18 protein-coding genes are annotated in these 19,051 nt (G+C 71.3%); 8 read left to right on the plus strand and 10 right to left on the minus strand.

The genetic code is table 11. From position 1 onward, the window contains the following. Positions 1 to 50: 50 nt before the first annotated feature. Positions 51 to 1,307, minus strand: coding sequence for a sensor histidine kinase (locus JEQ17_RS10915; RefSeq protein WP_234048149.1), 1,257 nt, complete (start codon positions 1,305 to 1,307; stop codon positions 51 to 53). A 179-nt stretch (positions 1,308 to 1,486) separates the two neighbouring features. On the opposite strand from JEQ17_RS10915, the gene JEQ17_RS10920 reads away from it, so the two are divergent. After that, entirely contained in the window at positions 1,487 to 1,690 is a 204-nt protein-coding gene (locus tag JEQ17_RS10920; protein WP_200395054.1) for a hypothetical protein, read from the plus strand. A 39-nt stretch (positions 1,691 to 1,729) separates the two neighbouring features. On the opposite strand, the gene JEQ17_RS10925 is transcribed toward JEQ17_RS10920, so the two are convergent. From JEQ17_RS10925 to JEQ17_RS10935, 3 genes are all read right to left on the minus strand, one after another. Beyond that, entirely contained in the window at positions 1,730 to 2,122 is a 393-nt protein-coding gene (locus JEQ17_RS10925; protein WP_200395055.1) for a ribonuclease domain-containing protein, read from the minus strand. A gap of 130 nt (positions 2,123 to 2,252) precedes the next feature. Further along, a complete protein-coding gene (locus JEQ17_RS10930) occupies positions 2,253 to 2,882 on the minus strand; it encodes a dihydrofolate reductase family protein (protein ID WP_200395056.1) in 630 nt (209 codons plus the stop codon). Between the two features lie 132 nt (positions 2,883 to 3,014). Beyond that, entirely contained in the window at positions 3,015 to 3,848 is an 834-nt protein-coding gene (locus JEQ17_RS10935; protein ID WP_200395057.1) for an AIM24 family protein, read from the minus strand. 207 nt (positions 3,849 to 4,055) lie between these two features. Between JEQ17_RS10935 and JEQ17_RS10940 the strand changes: the two genes are divergently transcribed. Further along, positions 4,056 to 4,805 carry an SDR family oxidoreductase gene (locus JEQ17_RS10940; protein WP_200395058.1) on the plus strand — a complete coding sequence of 250 codons (750 nt, stop codon included), beginning with the start codon at positions 4,056 to 4,058 and terminating at the stop codon, positions 4,803 to 4,805. 185 nt (positions 4,806 to 4,990) lie between these two features. Here JEQ17_RS10940 and alc read toward each other — a convergent pair whose 3' ends face one another. Both alc and allB read right to left on the minus strand, forming a co-directional pair. Further along, entirely contained in the window at positions 4,991 to 6,130 is a 1,140-nt protein-coding gene (gene alc / locus JEQ17_RS10945; RefSeq protein WP_407700146.1) for an allantoicase, read from the minus strand. A gap of 119 nt (positions 6,131 to 6,249) precedes the next feature. Beyond that, positions 6,250 to 7,599, minus strand: coding sequence for an allantoinase AllB (allB, locus tag JEQ17_RS10950; RefSeq protein ID WP_234048150.1), 1,350 nt, complete (start codon positions 7,597 to 7,599; stop codon positions 6,250 to 6,252). A gap of 296 nt (positions 7,600 to 7,895) precedes the next feature. Between allB and JEQ17_RS10955 the strand changes: the two genes are divergently transcribed. Next, positions 7,896 to 8,696: an IclR family transcriptional regulator gene (locus tag JEQ17_RS10955; protein WP_200395061.1), complete on the plus strand. Its 801-nt coding sequence runs from the start codon at positions 7,896 to 7,898 to the stop codon at positions 8,694 to 8,696. A gap of 30 nt (positions 8,697 to 8,726) precedes the next feature. Here JEQ17_RS10955 and JEQ17_RS10960 read toward each other — a convergent pair whose 3' ends face one another. After that, positions 8,727 to 9,041, minus strand: coding sequence for a DUF5955 family protein (locus tag JEQ17_RS10960; protein WP_200395062.1), 315 nt, complete (start codon positions 9,039 to 9,041; stop codon positions 8,727 to 8,729). A gap of 222 nt (positions 9,042 to 9,263) precedes the next feature. Here JEQ17_RS10960 and JEQ17_RS10965 point away from each other — a divergent pair, with 222 nt between their 5' ends. Both JEQ17_RS10965 and aceB read left to right on the plus strand, forming a co-directional pair. Continuing rightward, entirely contained in the window at positions 9,264 to 9,863 is a 600-nt protein-coding gene (locus JEQ17_RS10965; protein ID WP_200395063.1) for a nucleotidyltransferase family protein, read from the plus strand. 202 nt (positions 9,864 to 10,065) lie between these two features. Next, on the plus strand, positions 10,066 to 11,700 hold the full coding sequence (aceB, locus tag JEQ17_RS10970; protein ID WP_200395064.1) for a malate synthase A: 1,635 nt from the start codon (positions 10,066 to 10,068) through the stop codon (positions 11,698 to 11,700). A gap of 32 nt (positions 11,701 to 11,732) precedes the next feature. Here the strand turns inward: aceB and JEQ17_RS10975 are convergent, their stop codons facing one another. Both JEQ17_RS10975 and JEQ17_RS10980 read right to left on the minus strand, forming a co-directional pair. Next, on the minus strand, positions 11,733 to 12,014 hold the full coding sequence (locus JEQ17_RS10975; RefSeq protein ID WP_234048151.1) for a SelT/SelW/SelH family protein: 282 nt from the start codon (positions 12,012 to 12,014) through the stop codon (positions 11,733 to 11,735). A gap of 17 nt (positions 12,015 to 12,031) precedes the next feature. Further along, the gene (locus tag JEQ17_RS10980; protein ID WP_200395066.1) at positions 12,032 to 12,946 is read right to left on the minus strand and encodes a HipA family kinase; all 915 of its coding nucleotides are present in this window, start codon (positions 12,944 to 12,946) and stop codon (positions 12,032 to 12,034) included. Between the two features lie 213 nt (positions 12,947 to 13,159). Here JEQ17_RS10980 and JEQ17_RS50475 point away from each other — a divergent pair, with 213 nt between their 5' ends. Further along, positions 13,160 to 14,050: a calcium-binding protein gene (locus JEQ17_RS50475; RefSeq protein WP_200395067.1), complete on the plus strand. Its 891-nt coding sequence runs from the start codon at positions 13,160 to 13,162 to the stop codon at positions 14,048 to 14,050. 183 nt (positions 14,051 to 14,233) lie between these two features. On the opposite strand, the gene JEQ17_RS10990 is transcribed toward JEQ17_RS50475, so the two are convergent. After that, positions 14,234 to 17,308: a helix-turn-helix transcriptional regulator gene (locus JEQ17_RS10990; RefSeq protein WP_200395068.1), complete on the minus strand. Its 3,075-nt coding sequence runs from the start codon at positions 17,306 to 17,308 to the stop codon at positions 14,234 to 14,236. 239 nt (positions 17,309 to 17,547) lie between these two features. On the opposite strand from JEQ17_RS10990, the gene JEQ17_RS10995 reads away from it, so the two are divergent. Beyond that, on the plus strand, positions 17,548 to 18,216 hold the full coding sequence (locus JEQ17_RS10995; RefSeq protein ID WP_234048152.1) for a hypothetical protein: 669 nt from the start codon (positions 17,548 to 17,550) through the stop codon (positions 18,214 to 18,216). Positions 18,217 to 18,286: 70 nt separating this feature from the next. Then, positions 18,287 to 19,048, plus strand: a complete 762-nt coding sequence (locus JEQ17_RS11000) for a dienelactone hydrolase family protein (protein WP_200395069.1) — start codon at positions 18,287 to 18,289, stop codon at positions 19,046 to 19,048. Positions 19,049 to 19,051: the final 3 nt, after the last annotated feature.

Here is a 19,051-nt window from a genome sequence, read left to right on the forward strand (position 1 = left end):
CGTCGTGGCCGCGCGCCCGGCTCACGCTCCGGCGCGGACCGTGAGCGTGCTCAGCCCCAGGGCAGCCACGCGCTCACCCGGAAGCCGCCGTCCTCCCCGGGCCCGTGCTCGAAGTGCCCGCCCGCGAGCGTGGCCCGTTCGGTGAGGCCGATGAGCCCCTGCCCGGAACCGGGGACATGCGGCACGTCGCCGGGCGGCGGCGGGTTGTGTACGGAGATGGTGAGACCGTCGCCCGGCGCCCCGGTCACCGTGACCGTGACCTCCGCGCCCGGGGCGTGCTTGCGGGCGTTGGTCAGGCCCTCCTGGGCGATGCGGTAGGCGGTGCGGCCGACCGAGGCGGGGACCGTGCCGGCGTCCGTGACGTGGTTGTCCAGCGTGACCTTCATCCCGGCCTCACGGCTCTCGGAGACCAGTCCCTCCAATGCCCCGAGGGTCGGCTGGGGCCGCCCGGACTCCTCCGGGCCGTCGCCGGAGGCCCGCAGTACGCCGATGATCTCCCGCAGATCCTGCAGGGCCTCGTGCGCACTCTCCCGGATCACCCCGGCGGCCCGCGCCACCTCGACCTGGGGGGCGTCCGGACGGAACTCGAGCGCCCCGGCGTGCACGCTGAGCAGGGTCAGCCGATGGGCCAGGACGTCGTGCATCTCGCGCGCGATCGCCTCCCGGGCCAGCCGCTGGGCCTGCTCGGCCCGCAGCGCCGACTCGGTCTCGGCCCGCCGCGCCCGGTCCCGCAGGCTCAGCATGAGCTGACGCTTGGAACGCGCGAGCGTGCCCCAGCCGACCACCGTGGCGGTCAGCAGCCAGCCGAGGGCGACGATCAGAACGTACGGGACCTCGGGATCGGGGCGCAGCCAGTAGAAGAGGGGAAGCAGTGCCGCGGAGGCGCCGCCCGTCCAGGCCGCGTACTTGAAGGGCCGGTGCACGGCGACCGTGAACAGGGCGACCAGGCCCGCGCCGCCCGCGGTGTTCGAGATGAAGCAGACCGGGACCATCGCCACGGCCAGACCGACCGGCCAGCGCCGCCGGAGCCAGACCGCCGCGCAGGCGAGCGCGCCGAGCCACTGGTCCACGGCTTGCAGGGCGTACGGGATGTCGGTGTTCCCGGACATCTCGTCCGCGCCGATCAGCCCCACCGTGACGGCGATCAGGAAGCAGGCGAAGTCGACGAGCCAGTCGCGCGCGGTGCGCTTGGGACGCCCCTTGCGGCCGGACTGGTCGGGGTCGAGTTCGGCGGTGACCGCCGACGGCAGAAACCACCGGCGCCCTGGGACGGGCGGGGGCTTCGGCAGTGGCGCGGTATCACTCACAGTCGACAAATCTACGCATCGTTGTCCGTTCGCACCGCCCATGCTCCCCGATCACCGACCAAAGTCGTCGCGGGACAGACTTTGGACGCAACCGCGGCGAACCGGCCGGGGACTTCCGTCGGGCGTACCTCGCCCCGCGGCCGATGATCGTGGGGGGGCCGCGGGGCGAGGATCCTTGTATGAAGCAGGCGCTGGAGTTTCTCGGTGTGGTCGCCCTCATTCAGGGCGTGGCGGGCCTGGTGTACGAGTTCACCGGCCGACTGCGCGGCTGGGGCCTCGTACAACGCCTCGACTTCCTCGACGGCCGCGAGATCTACGGGAGCGTCGCACTGCTCGTGCTGGCGTTCGCGCTGTTCGCGGCTGCCGAGAGCCGGAAGCCCTGACGAGCAGGGACCGGGCTTCCGGCGAACGGCCCGTCCCGGTCAGCAGCTGTAGTTGACCAGCTTGAACGAGGCGTAGTGGTCGGAGGTGTAGTAGTCCTCCTGGCTCCTGTTCCCGGTGACGATCCGACGCGCACCGCGCGTGGACGAACCGGGCGTGATCACCGTGTACTCGTGGTAGTAGCCGGTGCTCTGCGAGGGCAGGATGCCTTCCCTGTTCTGGAAGACGCTGCCGTCCTGGGAGTAGGGGTAGGGGCCGCCCTGCTCGATGAGGTCGAGCGTGTCGTGCGCCTGGGACGGCAGCGAGCCGTAGCAGATGCTGCCGACGGCGGTCACCGCCGCGTTCGCGGGAACCGTGGCGGAGCCGCCGATGAGCAGGGCGGAGGTGAGGGCGACCAGCGCGCCGATGCGAGTGGTGCGTGGGGGGAATCTCATGCCCTCTAGCATGACGCGCGTAGACCATGGCATGTCAATGTCAAGGACGGTGATTTCGTCCCGCAAGTCGCATGAGTTTTCCGGGAGTTAACCTGCGACACGAGCCCCCCGCACGGGAGCGCCCCGGCCGCTACGCGCTCCCCTCCGGCAGCTCGTACGTGCCGTATTCGGGGCGTCCTGCCAGGTCGTACGAGTGGATGGCGACGCCCTTGCTCGTGAGCCGCGCGTCGGTGTGCCGGAACGCGGTCGGCACGGCGCCCTCGGCGAAGAGTCGGCGGCCCGTGCCGAGTACGACCGGGAAGGACAGCAGGTGCATGGTGTCGACGAGGTCGAGCGCGAGGAGGGACTGGGCGAGGGCGGCGCTGCCGTGGACCTGGAGCTCGCCCCCGGTGTTCTCCTTGATCGCGGTGACCTCCTTGGCGAGATCGCCGCTGATCACCGTCGTACCGGCCCACTCGGGCCGCGTGATGCTCGACGAGGCGACGTACTTCGGCAGGGAGTTGAGCTTCCCCGCGACCGGGTCGGCCGGGTCGGTCACCTTCGGCCAGAACCCGGCGAAGATCTCGTACGTGTGGCGGCCCAGCAGGAAGGCGCCCGCACGGCCGAAGACCTCGGTGATGAACTGCCCGAAGTCCTCGTCGTCGTACGGGTAACTCCAGCCGCCGTGCTCGAACCCGTCACGACGGTCCTCGTCCCGGCCGCCCGGGGCCTGATGGACGCCGTCGAGGGTGATGAAGGACGTGAGGGTCAGCTTGCCCATGACGTGCCTTCTTCCGAAGCGGGGTGTCCTGTCATCAGCTCAGACCGTCCGGGGACCCGCAACTCATCGGTCGCCCGATGATCAATCCGACCCACCCGCGCGTCTCCGGATCCGGCCCGCGCGCGTCCGGGTCTATCCCGCGTTCGTCGAGAACAGGCCGCCCGTCGGGCCCTGCTTGTCGCCGCCCTGGGCCTTTCTGAGGGCGTTGGCCAGGCTTTCGATGGTGAGCGACTGAAGGATCACGCGGCCGTTGCCCTCCAGGGTGGCGAGGGAGAGACCCTCGCCTCCGAAGACGGCGTTCATCACGCCCTGCCGGTTGAGTCCGCCGACGCGCTGCACCCCGTACTGGATGCCCTCCTCGAAGGCGACGACACAGCCCGTGTCCACGTCGACGCGGCCGCCGAAGTCGGCCGGGTTCAGGTCGATGAAGTTGCCCGCGCCCGCGATGATCACGGTGCCCCGGCCGGTGAACTTCTCCAGGACGAAGCCCTCGCCGCCGCTGCGGCCGGTCCTGCCGCCCTGGAAGGCGATGCCGAAGTCGACGGTGGACTCGGCCGCGACGAAGGCGTCCTTCTCTGCGAACCACGCGCGCGTGCCGTCCAGCTCCAGGGCCCGCATCTCACCCGGCAGCACGCCCGCGAAGCCGACGGTGCCCTCGCCGTCGGTCGACGTGAAGTACTGGAACGCCAGCGACTCGCCCGCGAGCGCGCGCTGGCCGACCTGCATGGCCGTGCCCATGGCCTGCCGCAGCATTCCGCCCATGCCGCCGCCCGCGCCGGTGGCGCCGTCCGCACCGCCCTGGGGTCGGCCGCCGGCGCCCGAAGGGCCGGAGAGCCGTGTCTCCATGGTCACGTTCGCCGTCTTGAACAGGAACTTTCCCGCCTCGCAGTACACCGTCTGACCGGGCTGCAGGCTGACGACCGCCATCTGCATGGCGTTGCCGACGATTTCTTGCTGAAGAGTCACGAGGGGAGAACGCTTGAAGTGGAGGGGAGTGTTCCGGGCGCCGTCCGCATGGGTGACGTGGCGGCCGGGGGCGGGGGCTCGTCCGGGTACGCGCCCGGGGGCTCGTCCGGGGGCGGGTGGTGTCGCGGTTCGGCTCCGCTCGGCTCGGGTGACCTCGGTGTCCGTTCGCCGCCAGCACTTCGTCTGCCCGGCCGCTGGGATGGACCCATGACCTCACAAGCAACCATGAACGGAACAGTGGCCCTGGTGACCGGCGGCAGCCGCGGGATCGGCGCCGCGACCGCCGTGCGGCTCGCCCGGGAGGGTGCGGATGTCGCCCTGACCTATGTACGCGACAAGGAGGCCGCCTGCGACGTCGTGGACCGGATCCGGGCGCTGGGGCGGCGGGCGCTCGCCCTCCGCGCGGACTCCGCCGACGCCGAGGAGGCCGCCGGTGCCGTGGAGCGCGCGGTGGCGGGGCTCGGGCGTCTCGACGTCCTCGTCAACAACGCGGGGGTCGGGCTGCTCGGGCCCCTCGACAGCCTCTCCCTCGCGGACGTCGACCGGGTCCTCGCCGTGAACGTGCGCGGTGTCTTCCTCGCCTCCCAGGCGGCGGCCTCGCGTATGGAGCGGGGCGGGCGGATCATCACGATCGGTACGTGCATGACTCAGCGTGTGCCTGGGCCCGGTGGCACGTTGTACGCCACCGGGAAGTCTGCCCTTGTCGGGCTGACCAAGGCGTTGGCGCGGGAGTTGGGTGAGCGGGGGATCACTGCGAACATCGTGCATCCCGGGCCGATCGATACGGATATGAATCCGGCGGATGGGCCGTATGCGGGGGGTCAGGCGGCGATGACCGCGGTGGGGCGGTTCGGGACGGTGGAGGAAGTCGCCTCCGCGGTGGCGTATCTGGCGGGGGCGGAGGCGTCGTACGTCACGGGGGCGGAGTTCTCCGTCGACGGGGGTCACGCCGCCTGACTCCGGCGGGGCCGAGTTTTTCGCCCCCGCCGCCCCTACCCAATCCCGTCACTTCCTCAGGGGCTCCGCCCCCGAACCCCCGCTCCTCAAACGCCGGAGGGGCTGAGTTGTAGTGGGGGTCTGGGGGCGTCAGCCCCCAGGGGAAGGGAACGGGTAGGGGCGGCGGGGGCGAACAACTCCCCTGCTCAGCCCCCGAGTTCCTGGTGTCGGGCAGACAACCCCGTCGCCCCGTCCCCCGTCAGGGAACCGAACAGCCGTAGCCGCGAGATGCCCCCGTCCGGGAAGATGTCGACGCGTGCGTGCGTGCCGACGGCAGGGCCGGTGAGGACGAAGCGGTGGTTCGTGTCGGGCTGGAGGCGGGTGCGGGGCAGGACCTCGACCCACTCCCCGTCCACACCGTCCCGCACCGAAACAGCGGCCCACCCCGCCGAGTTGCCCTTGAGATACGCCGTATCGATCTCGACCGCACGGATCTCCGACCGCGCGACCAGCCGGTAGCGAATCCAGTCGTTCCCCTGGTCCCGCCGCCGCCGCGTCTCCCAGCCGTCGTCCATCTTGCGGGAACGCCCAGGCTGGATGGTGTTGGTGGCGGGTGAGTAGAAGAGGTTGGACGCGTCCTCGACCTGCCCGCCGTTCTCCAGGGCGACGACGTCGAAGGTGCCGAGGACGGACAGCCACTGCGGGTCGGGGACGACCTCGCCGTACACGCGAAGGCGCGCGATGCCACCGTCCGGGTGCTGGTTGACGCGGAGGTGGGTGATGCGCTGCTCCACGTCGACGGCGAAGCCGTTGGCCGCGTGGCCGCCGACCGCCGTACGCGGGACGAGAGTCGTCCACTTCACGTCGTCCGCGAGGAGTTCCTCGGGAGACGGGGAGCCGGGGACCGAGGCACCCTCGACGGACACCGCCTGCGGGTAGTTGCCGCGGAAGTGGGCGGTGTCGATGACGATGCCCCGTACGACACCGGGCGCGCCGAGGCGTACGAGCGCCCAGTCGTGGTCGTCGGCCGTGGGCCACGGGTGCTCGGCGGAGGCACCGCGCCGGCGCCGGGTCTCCCAGCCGTCCATGATCTTGCCCTTGTGCCCGAAGTGCTCGGGGTCGAACTCGGCCCGCTCGGGCAGGAGCAGATTCTCGCGCTGGGCGAAGAACTCGTCGTTGGCGGCGACGACCCCGGCGCCGAGCTGCCGGTCGGCGAGGTTGGCGTACTGGGTGAAGGGGAAGTCGGCGCTGCGGTGGTCCGCGTACGGGTCGCCGCCTCCGTAGGGGTTCGCGTCGCCGGTGAAACGGGCCGGAGGGTTCTGGTGCTGCGCCGTCACAGTGATCAGGTCTGCCTTTCGGGAGTCGGCCGCTGCGGGTGCGGGTCGTGCGCGAATCGCTGGTACGGGTACCGGCTCTTCTTCCTCTTTCAGTGGACTGGTTCTTCTCGTGGGGCGAACTAGGCGAACTACCCTCGCCTGGACAGGAGTTGGCCCCTCGGATCGGCGAACTCACCGTTCGCCACGATGCGTTCGCCTCGCAGCCAGGTGGACCGCACGACTCCGTGCAGAGTCCGTCCCGCGTACGCGGTGACCCGGTTGCGGTGCTGGAGGTCGGCGGGGTCGACGGTGAAGGTCTCGTCGGGCGCGAGGACCGCGAAGTCGGCGTCGAGGCCGACCGCGATGGCTCCCTTGCGGTCGTCGAGTCCGACCAGTTGGGCCGTGCGCGAGGACATCCAGCGGACCACGTCCTCCAGGCCGTACCCGCGCCTGCGGGCCTCGGTCCAGACGGCGGAGAGGCTGAGCTGGAGGCCGGAGATGCCGCCCCACGCGGTCGCGAAGTCGTCGGTCTTCAGGTCGGCCGTCGACGGGGAGTGGTCGGTGACCACGCAGTCGATCGTGCCGTCGGCCAGCGCCTGCCACAGCAGGTCCTGGTTGGCGGCCTCGCGGATGGGCGGGCAGCACTTGAACTCGCTTGCCCCGTCCGGGACTTCCTCGGCCGTCAGGGTCAGATAGTGGGGGCAGGTCTCGACCGTGACGCGTACGCCCTCGGCCTTGGCGGCGGCGATCAGCGGCAGCGCGTCGCTGGACGACAGGTGCAGCACGTGGACACGCGCGTTGAGGCGTTTGGCCTGGCCGATGAGGTTCGCGATGGCGGTGTCCTCGGCGTCGCGCGGCCGTGAGGCGAGGAAGTCGGCGTACCTCTGGCCGCTCTTCTGCGGGGCCGCCGCGAGGTGGTGCGGGTCCTCGGCGTGCACGATCAGCAGCCCGTCGAATCCGGCGATCTCCGCGAGGGACAGGGCGAGTTGCTCTTGGTCCAGCTCGGGGAACTCGTCGACCCCGGAGGGCGACAGGAACGCCTTGAAGCCGAAGACGCCGGCGTCGTGCAGCGGTCGCAGGTCCTTGACGTTGTCGGGCAGGGCGCCGCCCCAGAAGCCGACGTCGATGTGCGCCTTGGAGCGGGCTACGTCCCTCTTGGTGCGAAGGTGGTCGACCGTCGTGGTCGGCGGCAGGGAGTTGAGGGGCATGTCGACCAGGGTCGTGATGCCGCCGGCCGCCGCGGCGCGCGTGGCGGTCCAGAAGCCCTCCCACTCCGTGCGGCCGGGGTCGTTGACGTGCACGTGGGTGTCGACGAGGCCGGGCAGCAGGACGTCGTCGCCGAAGTCCTCCAGTCGGGCCCCGGCCGGCACCTCGGCGTCGTGCGCGAGCACGGCCGTGATCTTTCCCCCGGAGACGGCGACCGAGGCGGCCCGCGTCCCTTCGGGGGTGATCACGCGCGTCGAGCGCAGGATCAATTCGCCCCATCCGTCGTCGGACACCCGGACCCCTCTCCATGCCGCACGTCTCTCCACGCCGCACATGTCTCTGTGCCGCCCGCCGCCTTCCGCCGTTTACTTCCACGTAACGGAATTCAACGTTCTGTTGAAGGAGTCTTCACTCCCCGCTCCGAGCCGTCAAGAGTCGACTTCCCGATCGACCGCCATCGGTGAATTCTCTGGACGTTTCCACAAAGCGGAATTAGACTTCCACCACGCAGAACGTAATCACACCGAGCCGTGCAGTCAACCAACTGCCGGGTAGGCTGCCTCCCTGCCCGCCTGAAAGGACCGCGCCCGTGCCGACGTCCAGCGCCAGCACCACCGACGCCAAGCCAGCCGCCTCCCCCGGTGGCGTCCAGTCTCTTGAGCGCGCCTTCGACCTGCTGGAGAGGATGGCGGACGCGGGCGGCGAGGTCGGACTGAGCGAGTTGTCCGTGAGCAGCGGGCTGCCGCTGCCCACCATCCACCGTCTCATGCGTACGCTCGTGGCCTGCGGATATGTACGCCAGCAGGCCAATCGGCGCTATGCGCTCGGCCCGCGTCTGATCCGGCTCGGCGAGTCCGCGTCCCGACTGCTCGGCACCTGGGCCCGCCCCTATCTGGCGCGCCTGGTCGAGGAGACCGGCGAGACGGCGAACATGGCGCTGCTCGACGGCGACGAGATCGTGTACGTGGCGCAGGTGCCGTCCAAGCACTCGATGCGGATGTTCACCGAGGTGGGCCGCCGGGTGCTGCCGCACTCCACGGGCGTCGGCAAGGCCCTGCTCGCGCACGTCCCGGCGGACGAGGTGCGCGCCCTGCTGTCCCGTACGGGCATGCCCGCGGCGACGGAGAAGACGATCACGACGCCGGACGAGTTCCTCAGCGCGCTCGAAGAGGTACGGAGCGCCGGGTACGCGGTGGACGACAACGAGCAGGAGATCGGGGTCCGCTGCCTCGCCGTCTCCGTGCCCAACTCCCCCACCGCGGCGGCGATTTCGATCTCGGGTCCGGCCGGCCGTGTCACGGAGACGGCGACGGAGCGGATCGTGCCGGTGCTCCAGCAGGTGGCGGTGGAGTTGTCGGAGGCCCTGGCCAGTTCGGGATCGGCCACCTGAGCGGGCAGAGGAGTCGCCGTGCCGGCGCGCTCAGCGCCGGGGCGGCTCCCCGAAGAGTTCGACCGCGCTGCGTACGCCCGCGAGTCCGGCGGCCAGTGCGCTGACCGAGCCGATGGAACCGGCGATCAGGAGCAGTGAGCGGCGCAGGCGCGGCACCTCCGGCATCCCGGTGACGGCCATCGCGGCGAGGGCCGCGAGTTCGTCCTCGGCGATGCCGCGGTCCGGGAACTCGGCCGGATGCGCGGCGAGTTCGCGGCGCAGCCTGGACACCGCGGTCCGCAACTCCGCCACTCTCGGATCCTCGTCGCTGCCGGTCACTGGCCTCTGTCCCAAGCTCCGCAACACAGCTCTCCCCCCTCGCACGTCTTTGTGCGCGATACGTGGTGCCTGCTCCGCGCTCCCGTCGAAATCACCCCGCGGCGTTGGTCAGGCGCCCAGGGACGCGGGACAGTAAACGCCACCCGATGCGGTGGGCGCCACCACGAGGACCGAAATTCAGTCCCCGGACACCGCGGGGCCCGCAGGGGTTCCGGGGCACGTCGGCCCCGGGTCCGGTATGCAGGGGGAATGACGGAGAACAACGAGCAGGTCGCCGGGCTGCTGCTGGCCGCCGGCGGGGGGCGCCGCCTCGGCGGGCGTCCCAAGGCGCTGCTGACCCATCAAGGACACCCGCTCGTCGAACACGCGGTCGGAACGCTGCGGGCGGGCGGCTGCACCCGGGTCCATGTGGTACTCGGCGCCGCTGCGGACACCGTGCGCGAGCGGGCCCTGCTGCCCGGCTGCGTACTCGTGGACAACCCCGATTGGGCGCAGGGCATGGGCTCCTCGCTGCGGGCCGGCCTGGACTCACTTGCCGGTACGGGCGCCCGGGCCGTACTGGTGTCGCTGGTGGACCAGCCGGGTATCGGGCCGGAAGCCGTTGCCCGCGTACACGCCGCGTACGCCTCGGACGAGACGCTCGCGGCGGCCGCGTACGACGGGAAGAGAGGACATCCGGTGCTGTTCGGCGCCCGGCACTGGACGGCGATCGCCGAGACCGCGACCGGCGACCGGGGAGCGCGCGCCTATCTGAAGGCACACGAGGACGAGATCGTGCTCGTCGAGTGCGGGGACGTGGCGCAGCCGTACGACATCGACACGGAGAGCGACCTGGTCCACCTTGAGTGAACGGGGTGGCACCGAGCGCCACGTTCCCTCGAAGCGGAGAATCTCGACGTCAACAAATTATTGAACTTCCACCATGAGGAAACTACTATCCACTGTTCAGAAGCATCCGACTCTCCTCAGGGTCCCGTCGGTCGCTTCAGGTTCCGCTGGCACCCGGTGCCGCGGCGTACTCACGTCAGCTCGCTGAAGGAAGTGACAGTTCATGTCCGCACCAGCGCCGTCCCCGCTGGCCATCGTCGACGCCGAGCCCCTGCCCCGGCAGGAAGAGGTCCTCACCGACGCGGCCCTCGCCTTCGTGGCCGAGCTGCACCGGCGGTTCACGCCCCGGCGTGACGAGCTCCTCGCCCGCCGTGCCGAGCGCCGCGCCGAGATCGCCCGCACCTCCACCCTCGACTTCCTCCCGGAGACCGCCGCGATCCGCGCGGACGACTCCTGGAAGGTGGCCCCGTCGCCCGAGGCCCTCAACGACCGCCGCGTCGAGATCACCGGCCCCACCGACCGCAAGATGACCATCAACGCCCTCAACTCGGGCGCCAGGGTGTGGCTCGCGGACTTCGAGGACGCCTCCGCGCCCACCTGGGAGAACGTGGTCACCGGCCAGGTGAACATGGCCGACGCGTACACCCGCAGCATCGACTTCACCGACGAGCGCACCGGCAAGTCGTACGCCCTGAAGGCCCCCGAGGAGCTGGCGACCGTCGTCATGCGCCCGCGCGGCTGGCATCTGAACGAGCGCCACCTCGTCGACGCCGAGGGCACCCCGGTCCCGGGCGCGCTCGTCGACTTCGGCCTGTACTTCTTCCACAACGCCCAGCGCCTCCTCGACCTCGGCAAGGGCCCGTACTTCTATCTCCCGAAGACGGAGTCGCACCTGGAGGCCCGCCTCTGGAACGACGTGTTCGTCTTCGCGCAGGAGTACGTCGGCATCCCGCAGGGCACCGTCCGCGCGACCGTCCTGATCGAGACGATCACGGCCGCGTACGAGATGGAGGAGATCCTCTACGAACTCCGCGACCACGCCTCGGGGTTGAACGCGGGCCGCTGGGACTACCTCTTCTCCATCGTCAAGAACTTCCGTGACGGCGGGCAGAAGTTCGTCCTCCCGGACCGCAACGCGGTGACGATGACAGCCCCGTTCATGCGCGCGTACACCGAACTCCTCGTCCGCACCTGCCACAAGCGCGGCGCGCACGCGATCGGCGGCATGGCGGCGTTCATCCCCTCGCGGCGCGACGAGGAGGTCAACAAGGTCGCCTTCGAGAAGGTCAAGGCCGACAAGGACCGTGAGGCGGGCGACGGCTTCGACGGATCGTGGGTGGCCCACCCGGACCTCGTGCCGATCGCGATGGCGTCCTTCGACGCCGTGCTCGGCGACCGGCCGAACCAGAAGGACCGGCTGCGCGAGGACGTCGACGTCAAGGCCGCCGACCTCATCGCCGTCGACTCCCTCGACGCCAGGCCCACCTACGACGGACTCGTCAACGCCGTTCAGGTCGGCATCCGTTACATCGAGGCGTGGCTGCGCGGCCTCGGCGCCGTCGCGATCTTCAACCTCATGGAGGACGCGGCGACGGCCGAGATCTCCCGCTCGCAGATCTGGCAGTGGATCAACGCGGGCGTCGAGTTCGAGCACGACGGGAACACCGTGAAGGCCAGTCCCGAGCTGGCCCGCGAGATCGCGGCCCGGGAACTGGCCGACATCCGCGCCGAGATCGGCGAGGAGGCCTTCGCGGCCGGCCGCTGGCAGCAGGCCCACGACCTGCTGCTGACAGTCGCGCTGGACGAGGACTACGCGGACTTCCTGACCCTGCCCGCCTACGAGCAGCTGGCCGGCTGAACCGGCCTAGGGCCTGTCTGACAGCACACGTCTCACTTCTCCGAGTGGCCCAGGGACTTGTCCGGGGCCACTCGGTCGCGTACGAGGCGCTTGACCGCCGTCGGCTCCGGGAAGCCCTGCTCGCGGCGGTCCCAGATCACCTCGTCGTCGACCCGTACGACGAAGACACCGCCGGTGCCGGGCTTGAGCGCGAGCTCCGTCAGCTCCTGCTCGAAGGTGGTGAGGAGCTCCTGGGCCAGCCAGGCGGCGCGGGGCAGCCAGCGGCACTGGGTGCAGTACTCGATCTGAACGCGGTGCGTGTTCTCAGTGGTCACGTCACCATTCTCGGCGGTCATCCGAGGTGCACCGACCCGTCGTGTTCCACCGCCGGCCTGCCGTGCAGGTCGGGGACCTGCTTGAGCCAGTTGGGCCGCCCCCGCCGGGTCTTTGCCGCGCGGTCCGCGTCCTCGGCGGCGAGCTGTTCGCGGGTGGGGAAGTCCGTGGGGAGCCAGGCCGCGGAGGCCCTGGCACGGGCGAGGAGATAGCCGACGTACGCCTCCCGGGCCTCGTCCGGGGTCGCGAAACCTGGCTCGTCGGCGAGCCAGGCGTCGGGCACCTCCGCCGTGATCGCCCGCAGCAGTTCCTCGGTCACCTTGGGCGCGAGTTCGGCGTCCGCCGCACGCGTGTCGGGGGTGTGGCCGCCGAGCGCGTGCCGCCGGAAGTCGTACGCCTTGTCCGGCTCCGACGCGTCCCAGCGGTGGTGGAAGACCAGGGCCGCGCCGTGGTCGATCAGCCACAGCCGCGCTGGCGCGACGCCGAGCGTGGGCCAGATCATCAGGTTCGAACTGTGCGTCGTACGGTCCACGTTGACCGTGAGGGCGTCCAGCCAGATGATCCTGCCCGCCTCCAGAGGGTCGACGGGGAACGTCTCGGCGACCTCCGGAGTGAAGTCCCTGGCGCCGGACAGGTAGTCCATGCCGAGATTCAGGCCCGCGCTGGCCCGGAGCAGGTCCTGGACCTCCTGGTGCGGCTCGTGCGCGCCGATCGCCGGGTCGAAGTCCACCAGCACCAGCTCGGGGAACCGCAGCCCGAGGGCGCGCGCCAGCTCCCCCACGATCACCTCGGCGACCAGCGCCTTGCGCCCCTGCGCCGAGCCCGTGAACTTCACGACGTACGTGCCCAGGTCGTCGGCCTCGACGACTCCGGGCACGGAGCCGCCTGCCCGGAGGGGTTCGATGTAGCGGGTCGCGCTAACTTGCCTCAGCATTTTCTCGGGCCACCTGCTTCATTGACCTTGCAATCCATGGACGACCTTGGAGGTGTCAAACAGCGGAAACCGCCCGTCATGAAGTGAGCATATTAATCGAGGGTGATCGCTCCGCCCCCGCACGGGCCAGTAAGTGGGGGGCGTTCCCCCATGTACCGCCCGGGTCCGGCGGGCACTGTGAGCAGGTCGATTCACACAGGCGAGAGGGATCCCATGGGCAGAAAAGCGTTACTCCGGGTCATGGTGGTCGCGGCGATGGCGGGTTCCGCGGTGACCATGACCGGAGGGCCGGCGAGCGCGGCCACCGGTGTGTTCAAGAGCGGGACCAACATCGTCGTGAACGCGGCGCAGGGCCGCGCGAACAACATCACGGTCAGCCTGTCAGGCAACTACGTCATCATCCAGGACACCGCCGACACCCTGACCGCCGGTCTCAACTGCACCCTCCTGGTCAACGGCACGGTGGCCTGCCCGGTGGCCGTCAACAGCGACACGGTCGTGGTCAACGCCGGGGACGGCAACGACGTCATCACCAAGACCGGCAACGTCCGCGGTGACCTCAAGGGCGAGTCGGGCAACGATGTCATCAACGGCGGCCCCAGCCCGGGCAGCAACATCCTCAACGGCGGCGCGGGCACCGACACCCTGAACGGCGGCGTCACCTTCGACCTCCTCATCGGCGGCCCCGGTGCCGACCGGCTCAGCGGCGGGGGCGGCACCAGCGACCTCGTCAGCTACCTGGACAGCACCGCCGGCGTGTTCGTCGACATCGACAACGCCGCCGACGACGGCATCGGCGGGGAGGGCGACAACGTCCGCACCGACGTCGAGTTCGTCTACGGCAGCCAGTTCGGCGACACGCTCACCGGCGGCACGGCGGGCGACATCCTGTCCGGCTTCGGGGGCAACGACCTCCTGGTGGGCGGCACGGGCAACGACACCCTGGTCGGGGGCGCCGGCAGCGACACCCACAGCGGCGGAGCCGGCAACGACACCCTCGACGGTGTCGACGGCGTGTTCGGCAACGACTCCCTCAACGGGGGCGCCAACACCGACACCTGCACCGCCGACACGAGCGACACGAAGAGCGCCTGCGAGGCCTGACCACCCGCAGCCGCCGATTCCGCAGTCACCGAATCCGTGGCCGCTGCCACCTCGTCACTCTGGAGCGCCTGCCGCGAGCACCGGTTCCACCGCTCGCGCCAGGCGCTCCAGAGCCGCTCCGCGGCCGCGATGCCGCGCGCTCGTCGCCGAGTTCGTGCCGACCGCTGGTCGAAACGGCCGGCGTCACTGCCCGTCCGCGTACCGGCGTGCCAGGGTGATCAGGGCGGCCCGGCCGCTCCGATCGGTACGGTTCCGGAGGCTCGCGAGGTGCTTCTCGACGGTGCGTGGCGAGAGGAAGAGCTGCTCGGCGATCTCCTGGTTGCCGAGCCCCCTGCCGAGCAGGAGCAGCACCTCGTACTCCCGCGCCGTCACGCCCACCCGTCGCAGCTCCTGGGGAATCGTGTCGTGGCCCTCGCGGCGGCGGGCCACGGGAGAGCCCGCTTCCCGCAGCATGGCGCGGCAGGCGGCCGACACCCGTGTCGTGCCCCGGTCGTGGAAGAACTGCTCGGTGGAGCGCAGCCACTCGACAGGACGGCCCCAGCCGTCGGCGAGCGCCGCCGAAGCACCCAGGCGCAGACACAGGTGACGGGCCAGGGGGATGGCCTCGGTCCCGGCCAGCGCTTCCTCGGCCGCCTTGGCGGCCTCGGCGGCCCGGCCCTCGCGGCCCAGCAGCACGGCCCGGGACCATCCCGCGAAGGGCCGGTCCCAGTGGACCTGGGTGAGCCGGTCCGCGACGGCCCCGTCCAGCTCCGCCCAGCCGGCCGCGCCCCGTACGGTCCGCAGGAGCAGGTAGGGGCCCAGGAATCCGGTGACCCCGCGCGTGCTGGGCAGTGCCCGCATGGCCCGGTCCGCCTCGGTGAACTCGGCCAGCGCGCGGTCCGGTTCCTCCCTCAGCAGGGAGCAGATGCCCTGGGCCCAGCCCCACACGGAGGTGTCGGCGTACCCCCAGAGCGCTCCGGCGCTCCGTCCGGCCAGTGCGCTCTCCATGACGTGCAGCGCGGCCTGGAGTTTCTGCCGATCCCCGCGTGAGGCGGCGATGATGGCGTCCACTCCGACGCCGATCAGCTGCACCTCGCGCAGCCGCAGCCGGTGGGCCGTCGTCCGGAGCCGCCGGGCGGACTCCAGGGCGCTGTCGTGCTCGTCGCGCAGCAAGTGGGCCTGTGCCAGATGCATGTCGGCCCAGGCCGTCATGAGCACCGCGCCGGTCTCCTCGGCCGCCTTCCGTACGGCCAGCAGCCGTTCGGTTCCGGTGGTCCGGATCCGGTCGAGCACGCCGAGTTCGAGCAGGCCGCGTATCCGCCAGACCGGCAGCGCGTGGGTCTCGGCCGTGGCCACCAGGCGTTCGAACACCCTTTCCGCCTCGGCCAGGTCCTGGGGCCGCAGGCAGTACCCGAGCATGTTCAGCGCCTTGCAGCTCACCTCCGGCAGCCCGACCGCCTCTGCGGTCGCCACGGCCCCTTCGGCCAGGGCCCTGGCGCTCTCCAGCCGGTCCGGGCGCTGCGAGTTGAGCACCAGGTGCGCGGCGACCGCGTCCAGGGCGGCGCGGGACGCGGGGTCGGGCTCGGCTCCGAGCAGTTCCCTTGCCCGCCGCACGGCGGTCAGGCCCTCCTCCCACTGCTGCGCGGTGGCGGCGGCTCTGGCCCGGGCCAGGAAACCCGCGGCGCGGCGGGCGGGCGGCGCGCCCCACACGGTCAGAACACCGTCCAGCCGGTCGCCGAGCTCCGGCACGCGCTGGACGTCGCCGGTGAGGACGAGTGCCCCCAGTAACTCCTCCAGCAGTCCGGCCACCGCCTCGGGCGGGGCGTCCGCGGCGCCGGCGGTCAACTCCAGGCCCCGGTCGAGGAGTTCGACCGCGGTCAGCAGAGCGCCCCGCAGGACCGCCTGCCGGCCGGCCCGGGTGAGCAGCACGGCCGCCCGGGCCCGCTGCCCGCCGGCGACGCACAGCTCCGCGGCCAGGCGGTACAGGTCGTCACCCGAGTCACCGCCGATCAGACCGTGCGGCTCGCCGGCCCGCCGGGCGGGGCGGCCCGCGACTCGCGGCTCCGGCCCTGCCGCGTCGACGGACTCAATGGCGTTGGCGGACTCGATCGCGCCGGTGGACTCGACGGCGTTGGCGGACTCGATCGCGTCGGCCGCGGCGAGACAGAGCGCCGCCCGCTCGACGGGCAGCAGCCGGTGGGTGATGGCGTCGGCGGTCAGGGCGTGGCGGAACGTGTGCCAGCCGGGCTCCTCCGCGGTGGCTCCGTCGGTGACCAGCTGGGCGCGTGCCGCATGGCGCAGCTGGCGCAGTGCCGTCGCCCTGTCGAGCCCGGCGACGCGGGCGGCTATGTCCACGGGGAAGCGCCTGCCCAGGACGGCCGCCGCTTCCAGGAGCGCGACACCGGGCGGCTCCAGGTGGTCCACGCGCTGGAGGACGGCGGCGGCGACCGTCGCGGGCACCTGGGCGTTCAGCGAGCCGGTCACCGTCCAGCCGTCGCCCCGCCGTTGAACGAGGTTGCCGCTGTCGACCATGGCCGTCAGCAGTTCCTCCACGACGAAAGGGACACCCTCGGAAACGGCGTGCAGCCGGTCGAGTACGGCCGCCGGTACGTTGCCCGCGTCGTCGTGGCCCAGACAACGGGCCGCCAACTCCGCGGTGTGGGCGGGGGCGAGGCGGGCGAGGCGCAGGGTACGGGCCGTACGGCGGGACGCGGCGGCCTCGGCGAGGTCGAGGGCCGGTCCGGGCCCACCGCGCAGGGTGGCCAGCAGGACGGCCCGCTGGCCTGGAAGGTTGTCCGTGAGGTAGTCGACGATGGTGAGCGTGTCGGCGTCCGCGTCGTGCAGGTCCTCCAGCACCAGGACACAGCCGCCGGTGCGTCCGAGGGTCCCCAGGAGCCGCAGCACCGCCTCGGCGTAGCCCACCAGCGGCGCGCCGTCCTGCGGCGCCAGCCCGCACAGTCGGGACAGCAGCGGCTCGTACGGGCCCAAGTCCCCGTCGGCGGGCGCCCCTTCGCCGCGCAGTCCGGAGAACACGGCCTCCGCCAGCGGGCGCAGCGGCACCGCGCGCCCGGCGGACGCGGCCCGCCCGCGCAGCACCCGGGACCCGGTGCGTACGGCGGCGTCCGCGGCCTCCTCGACGAGGCGTGACTTGCCGATGCCCGGCTCGCCCAGCACGAACACCGAGGAGCCCCGCCCCTCGGCCGCCGATCGGACGGCCGCGGTCAGAAGATCCCGCTCCGGTTCTCTGCCGACCAGTACCGATGACGACAACGACGACACTCAGGCCCCCCTGCGCCCTCTTCCGGGATGCCCCCCACCGGCACCCGTCGAAAGCTCCTTCGAGTCCGCACAGCGTAGTACCCACGAGTCACAGGGGCCGCACAACTACATGGGGGCACTTCCCCGATGTCCGCGGCGGCGGGCGGGCGGCAAGCTCTCCTCCAGCAGGGCAGGGGGGACAGGGCATGACCCGGGGGACATGCCCTGCCTGCTGTTCATTCTTCGATGGGGGTCGTCACATGTCTTCAACGCCGGCAACACCGCCGACGCCGCGTGCCCGTGTATGGATCACCGCCGGGCTTCTGGGCGTGGCCCTGTCCGGGTGCTCGTCGCTCACCGGAAGCACGGGCGGAGGCGCGGAAGGCGACAACGGCGGTGCGCAGTCGACGAGTTCGGCGGCGGACGCACCGGAGGTACCGGCGACCTCGCTGGACCTGGAGCGGGTGTGCACGGACGGGCTCGGCTACTCGGGGATGCCCGCCTACGACCGTACGAGGAAGACCGTGCACCCGGCGATGCTCATGAACAACCCGGGCGACAGCTGGTCGCAGTTCGAGCCGCCCGCGGGCGACTTCCCCAAGGGCTGGATCCTCGGCTACTCGGACAAGCCGGCCGACGCCGAACTGGTCGTCTGCGTCGAGCGCACCAAGGAGAGCCCGACCGGCAAGAAGTGCGACATGGAGAGCGACGGCAAGCCGTTCACCGTCAGTACGTACAACACCTCGTACCGCCTGAAGGTCGTCGAGGCGCGCACGGGCAAGGAGTTGTACAAGCACACGGGCGAGGCCGAGTCCGACGAGTGCCCGATGTACATCTTCACCTCGGAGGGCGAGGACAAGGACAAGTACTACAACGAGGTTCGGCCGAAGGACTACCGCAAGCGCGTACAGCCCTTCATCGCGCCCTAGTCTTCACCTCGGCCGTCCCGCCGTCGCTCTCACCTCGGCCGTCCCCGTCGCCTCTCCCCCGGAGGACAGCATGCCCGACACGACCACCACCACCGCCGTCGATCTCACCGAGCTCAGCGTCGCCCGCGGTGGCTCGCGTCGGCTCACCGGCCATCTCACCCGGCCCGCGGGGGCGGGCCCCTGGCCCGGTGTGGTCGTGGTCCATGAGGCGCTGGGCGTCAATGATGTGATGCACCGTCAGGCAGACCGGCTGGCGAGAGCCGGGTACCTCGTCGTCATGCCGGACCTGTTCACCGACGGAGGGGCCGTCCGCTGTCTGGTGCCGACCTTCCGGGCCGCCCTGTCCGGACACGGCCGTGCCTTCCGAGACATCGAGGCGGCCCGCGCCCGCCTCGCCCAGGATCCCGACTGCACCGGGCGGATCGGCGTCATCGGCTTCTGCATGGGCGGTTCCTTCGCCCTCCTCTCCGTGAACGACGGCGAGTTCGACGCCGCCTCCGTCAACTACGGCCGTCCGCCGAAGGAGCTCGACCGGGCGCTCGACGGTTCCTGCCCGGTCGTCGCGAGTTACGGGGCCCTCGACCGTACGCTGCCGGGCGCGGCCCGCAAGCTGGAGGCGTCCCTCGGCCGACTCGGCATCGTCCACGACGTCAAGGAGTACCCGGAGGCCGGGCATTCGTTCCTCAACGACGCCGAGATCGGGCCACGCGCGCTGCGTCCGCTGATGCGCGTCGCCGGAATCAGGCCGCACCCGGAGTCCGCCGTCGACGCCTGGCGGCGCATCGACGCCTTCTTCGCCACACACCTCAAGGCGGAGGACGGGAAGGGCTGACTC

This window comes from Streptomyces liliifuscus (genome assembly GCF_016598615.1).
GTDB classification, from domain to species: Bacteria; Actinomycetota; Actinomycetes; order Streptomycetales; family Streptomycetaceae; genus Streptomyces; species Streptomyces liliifuscus.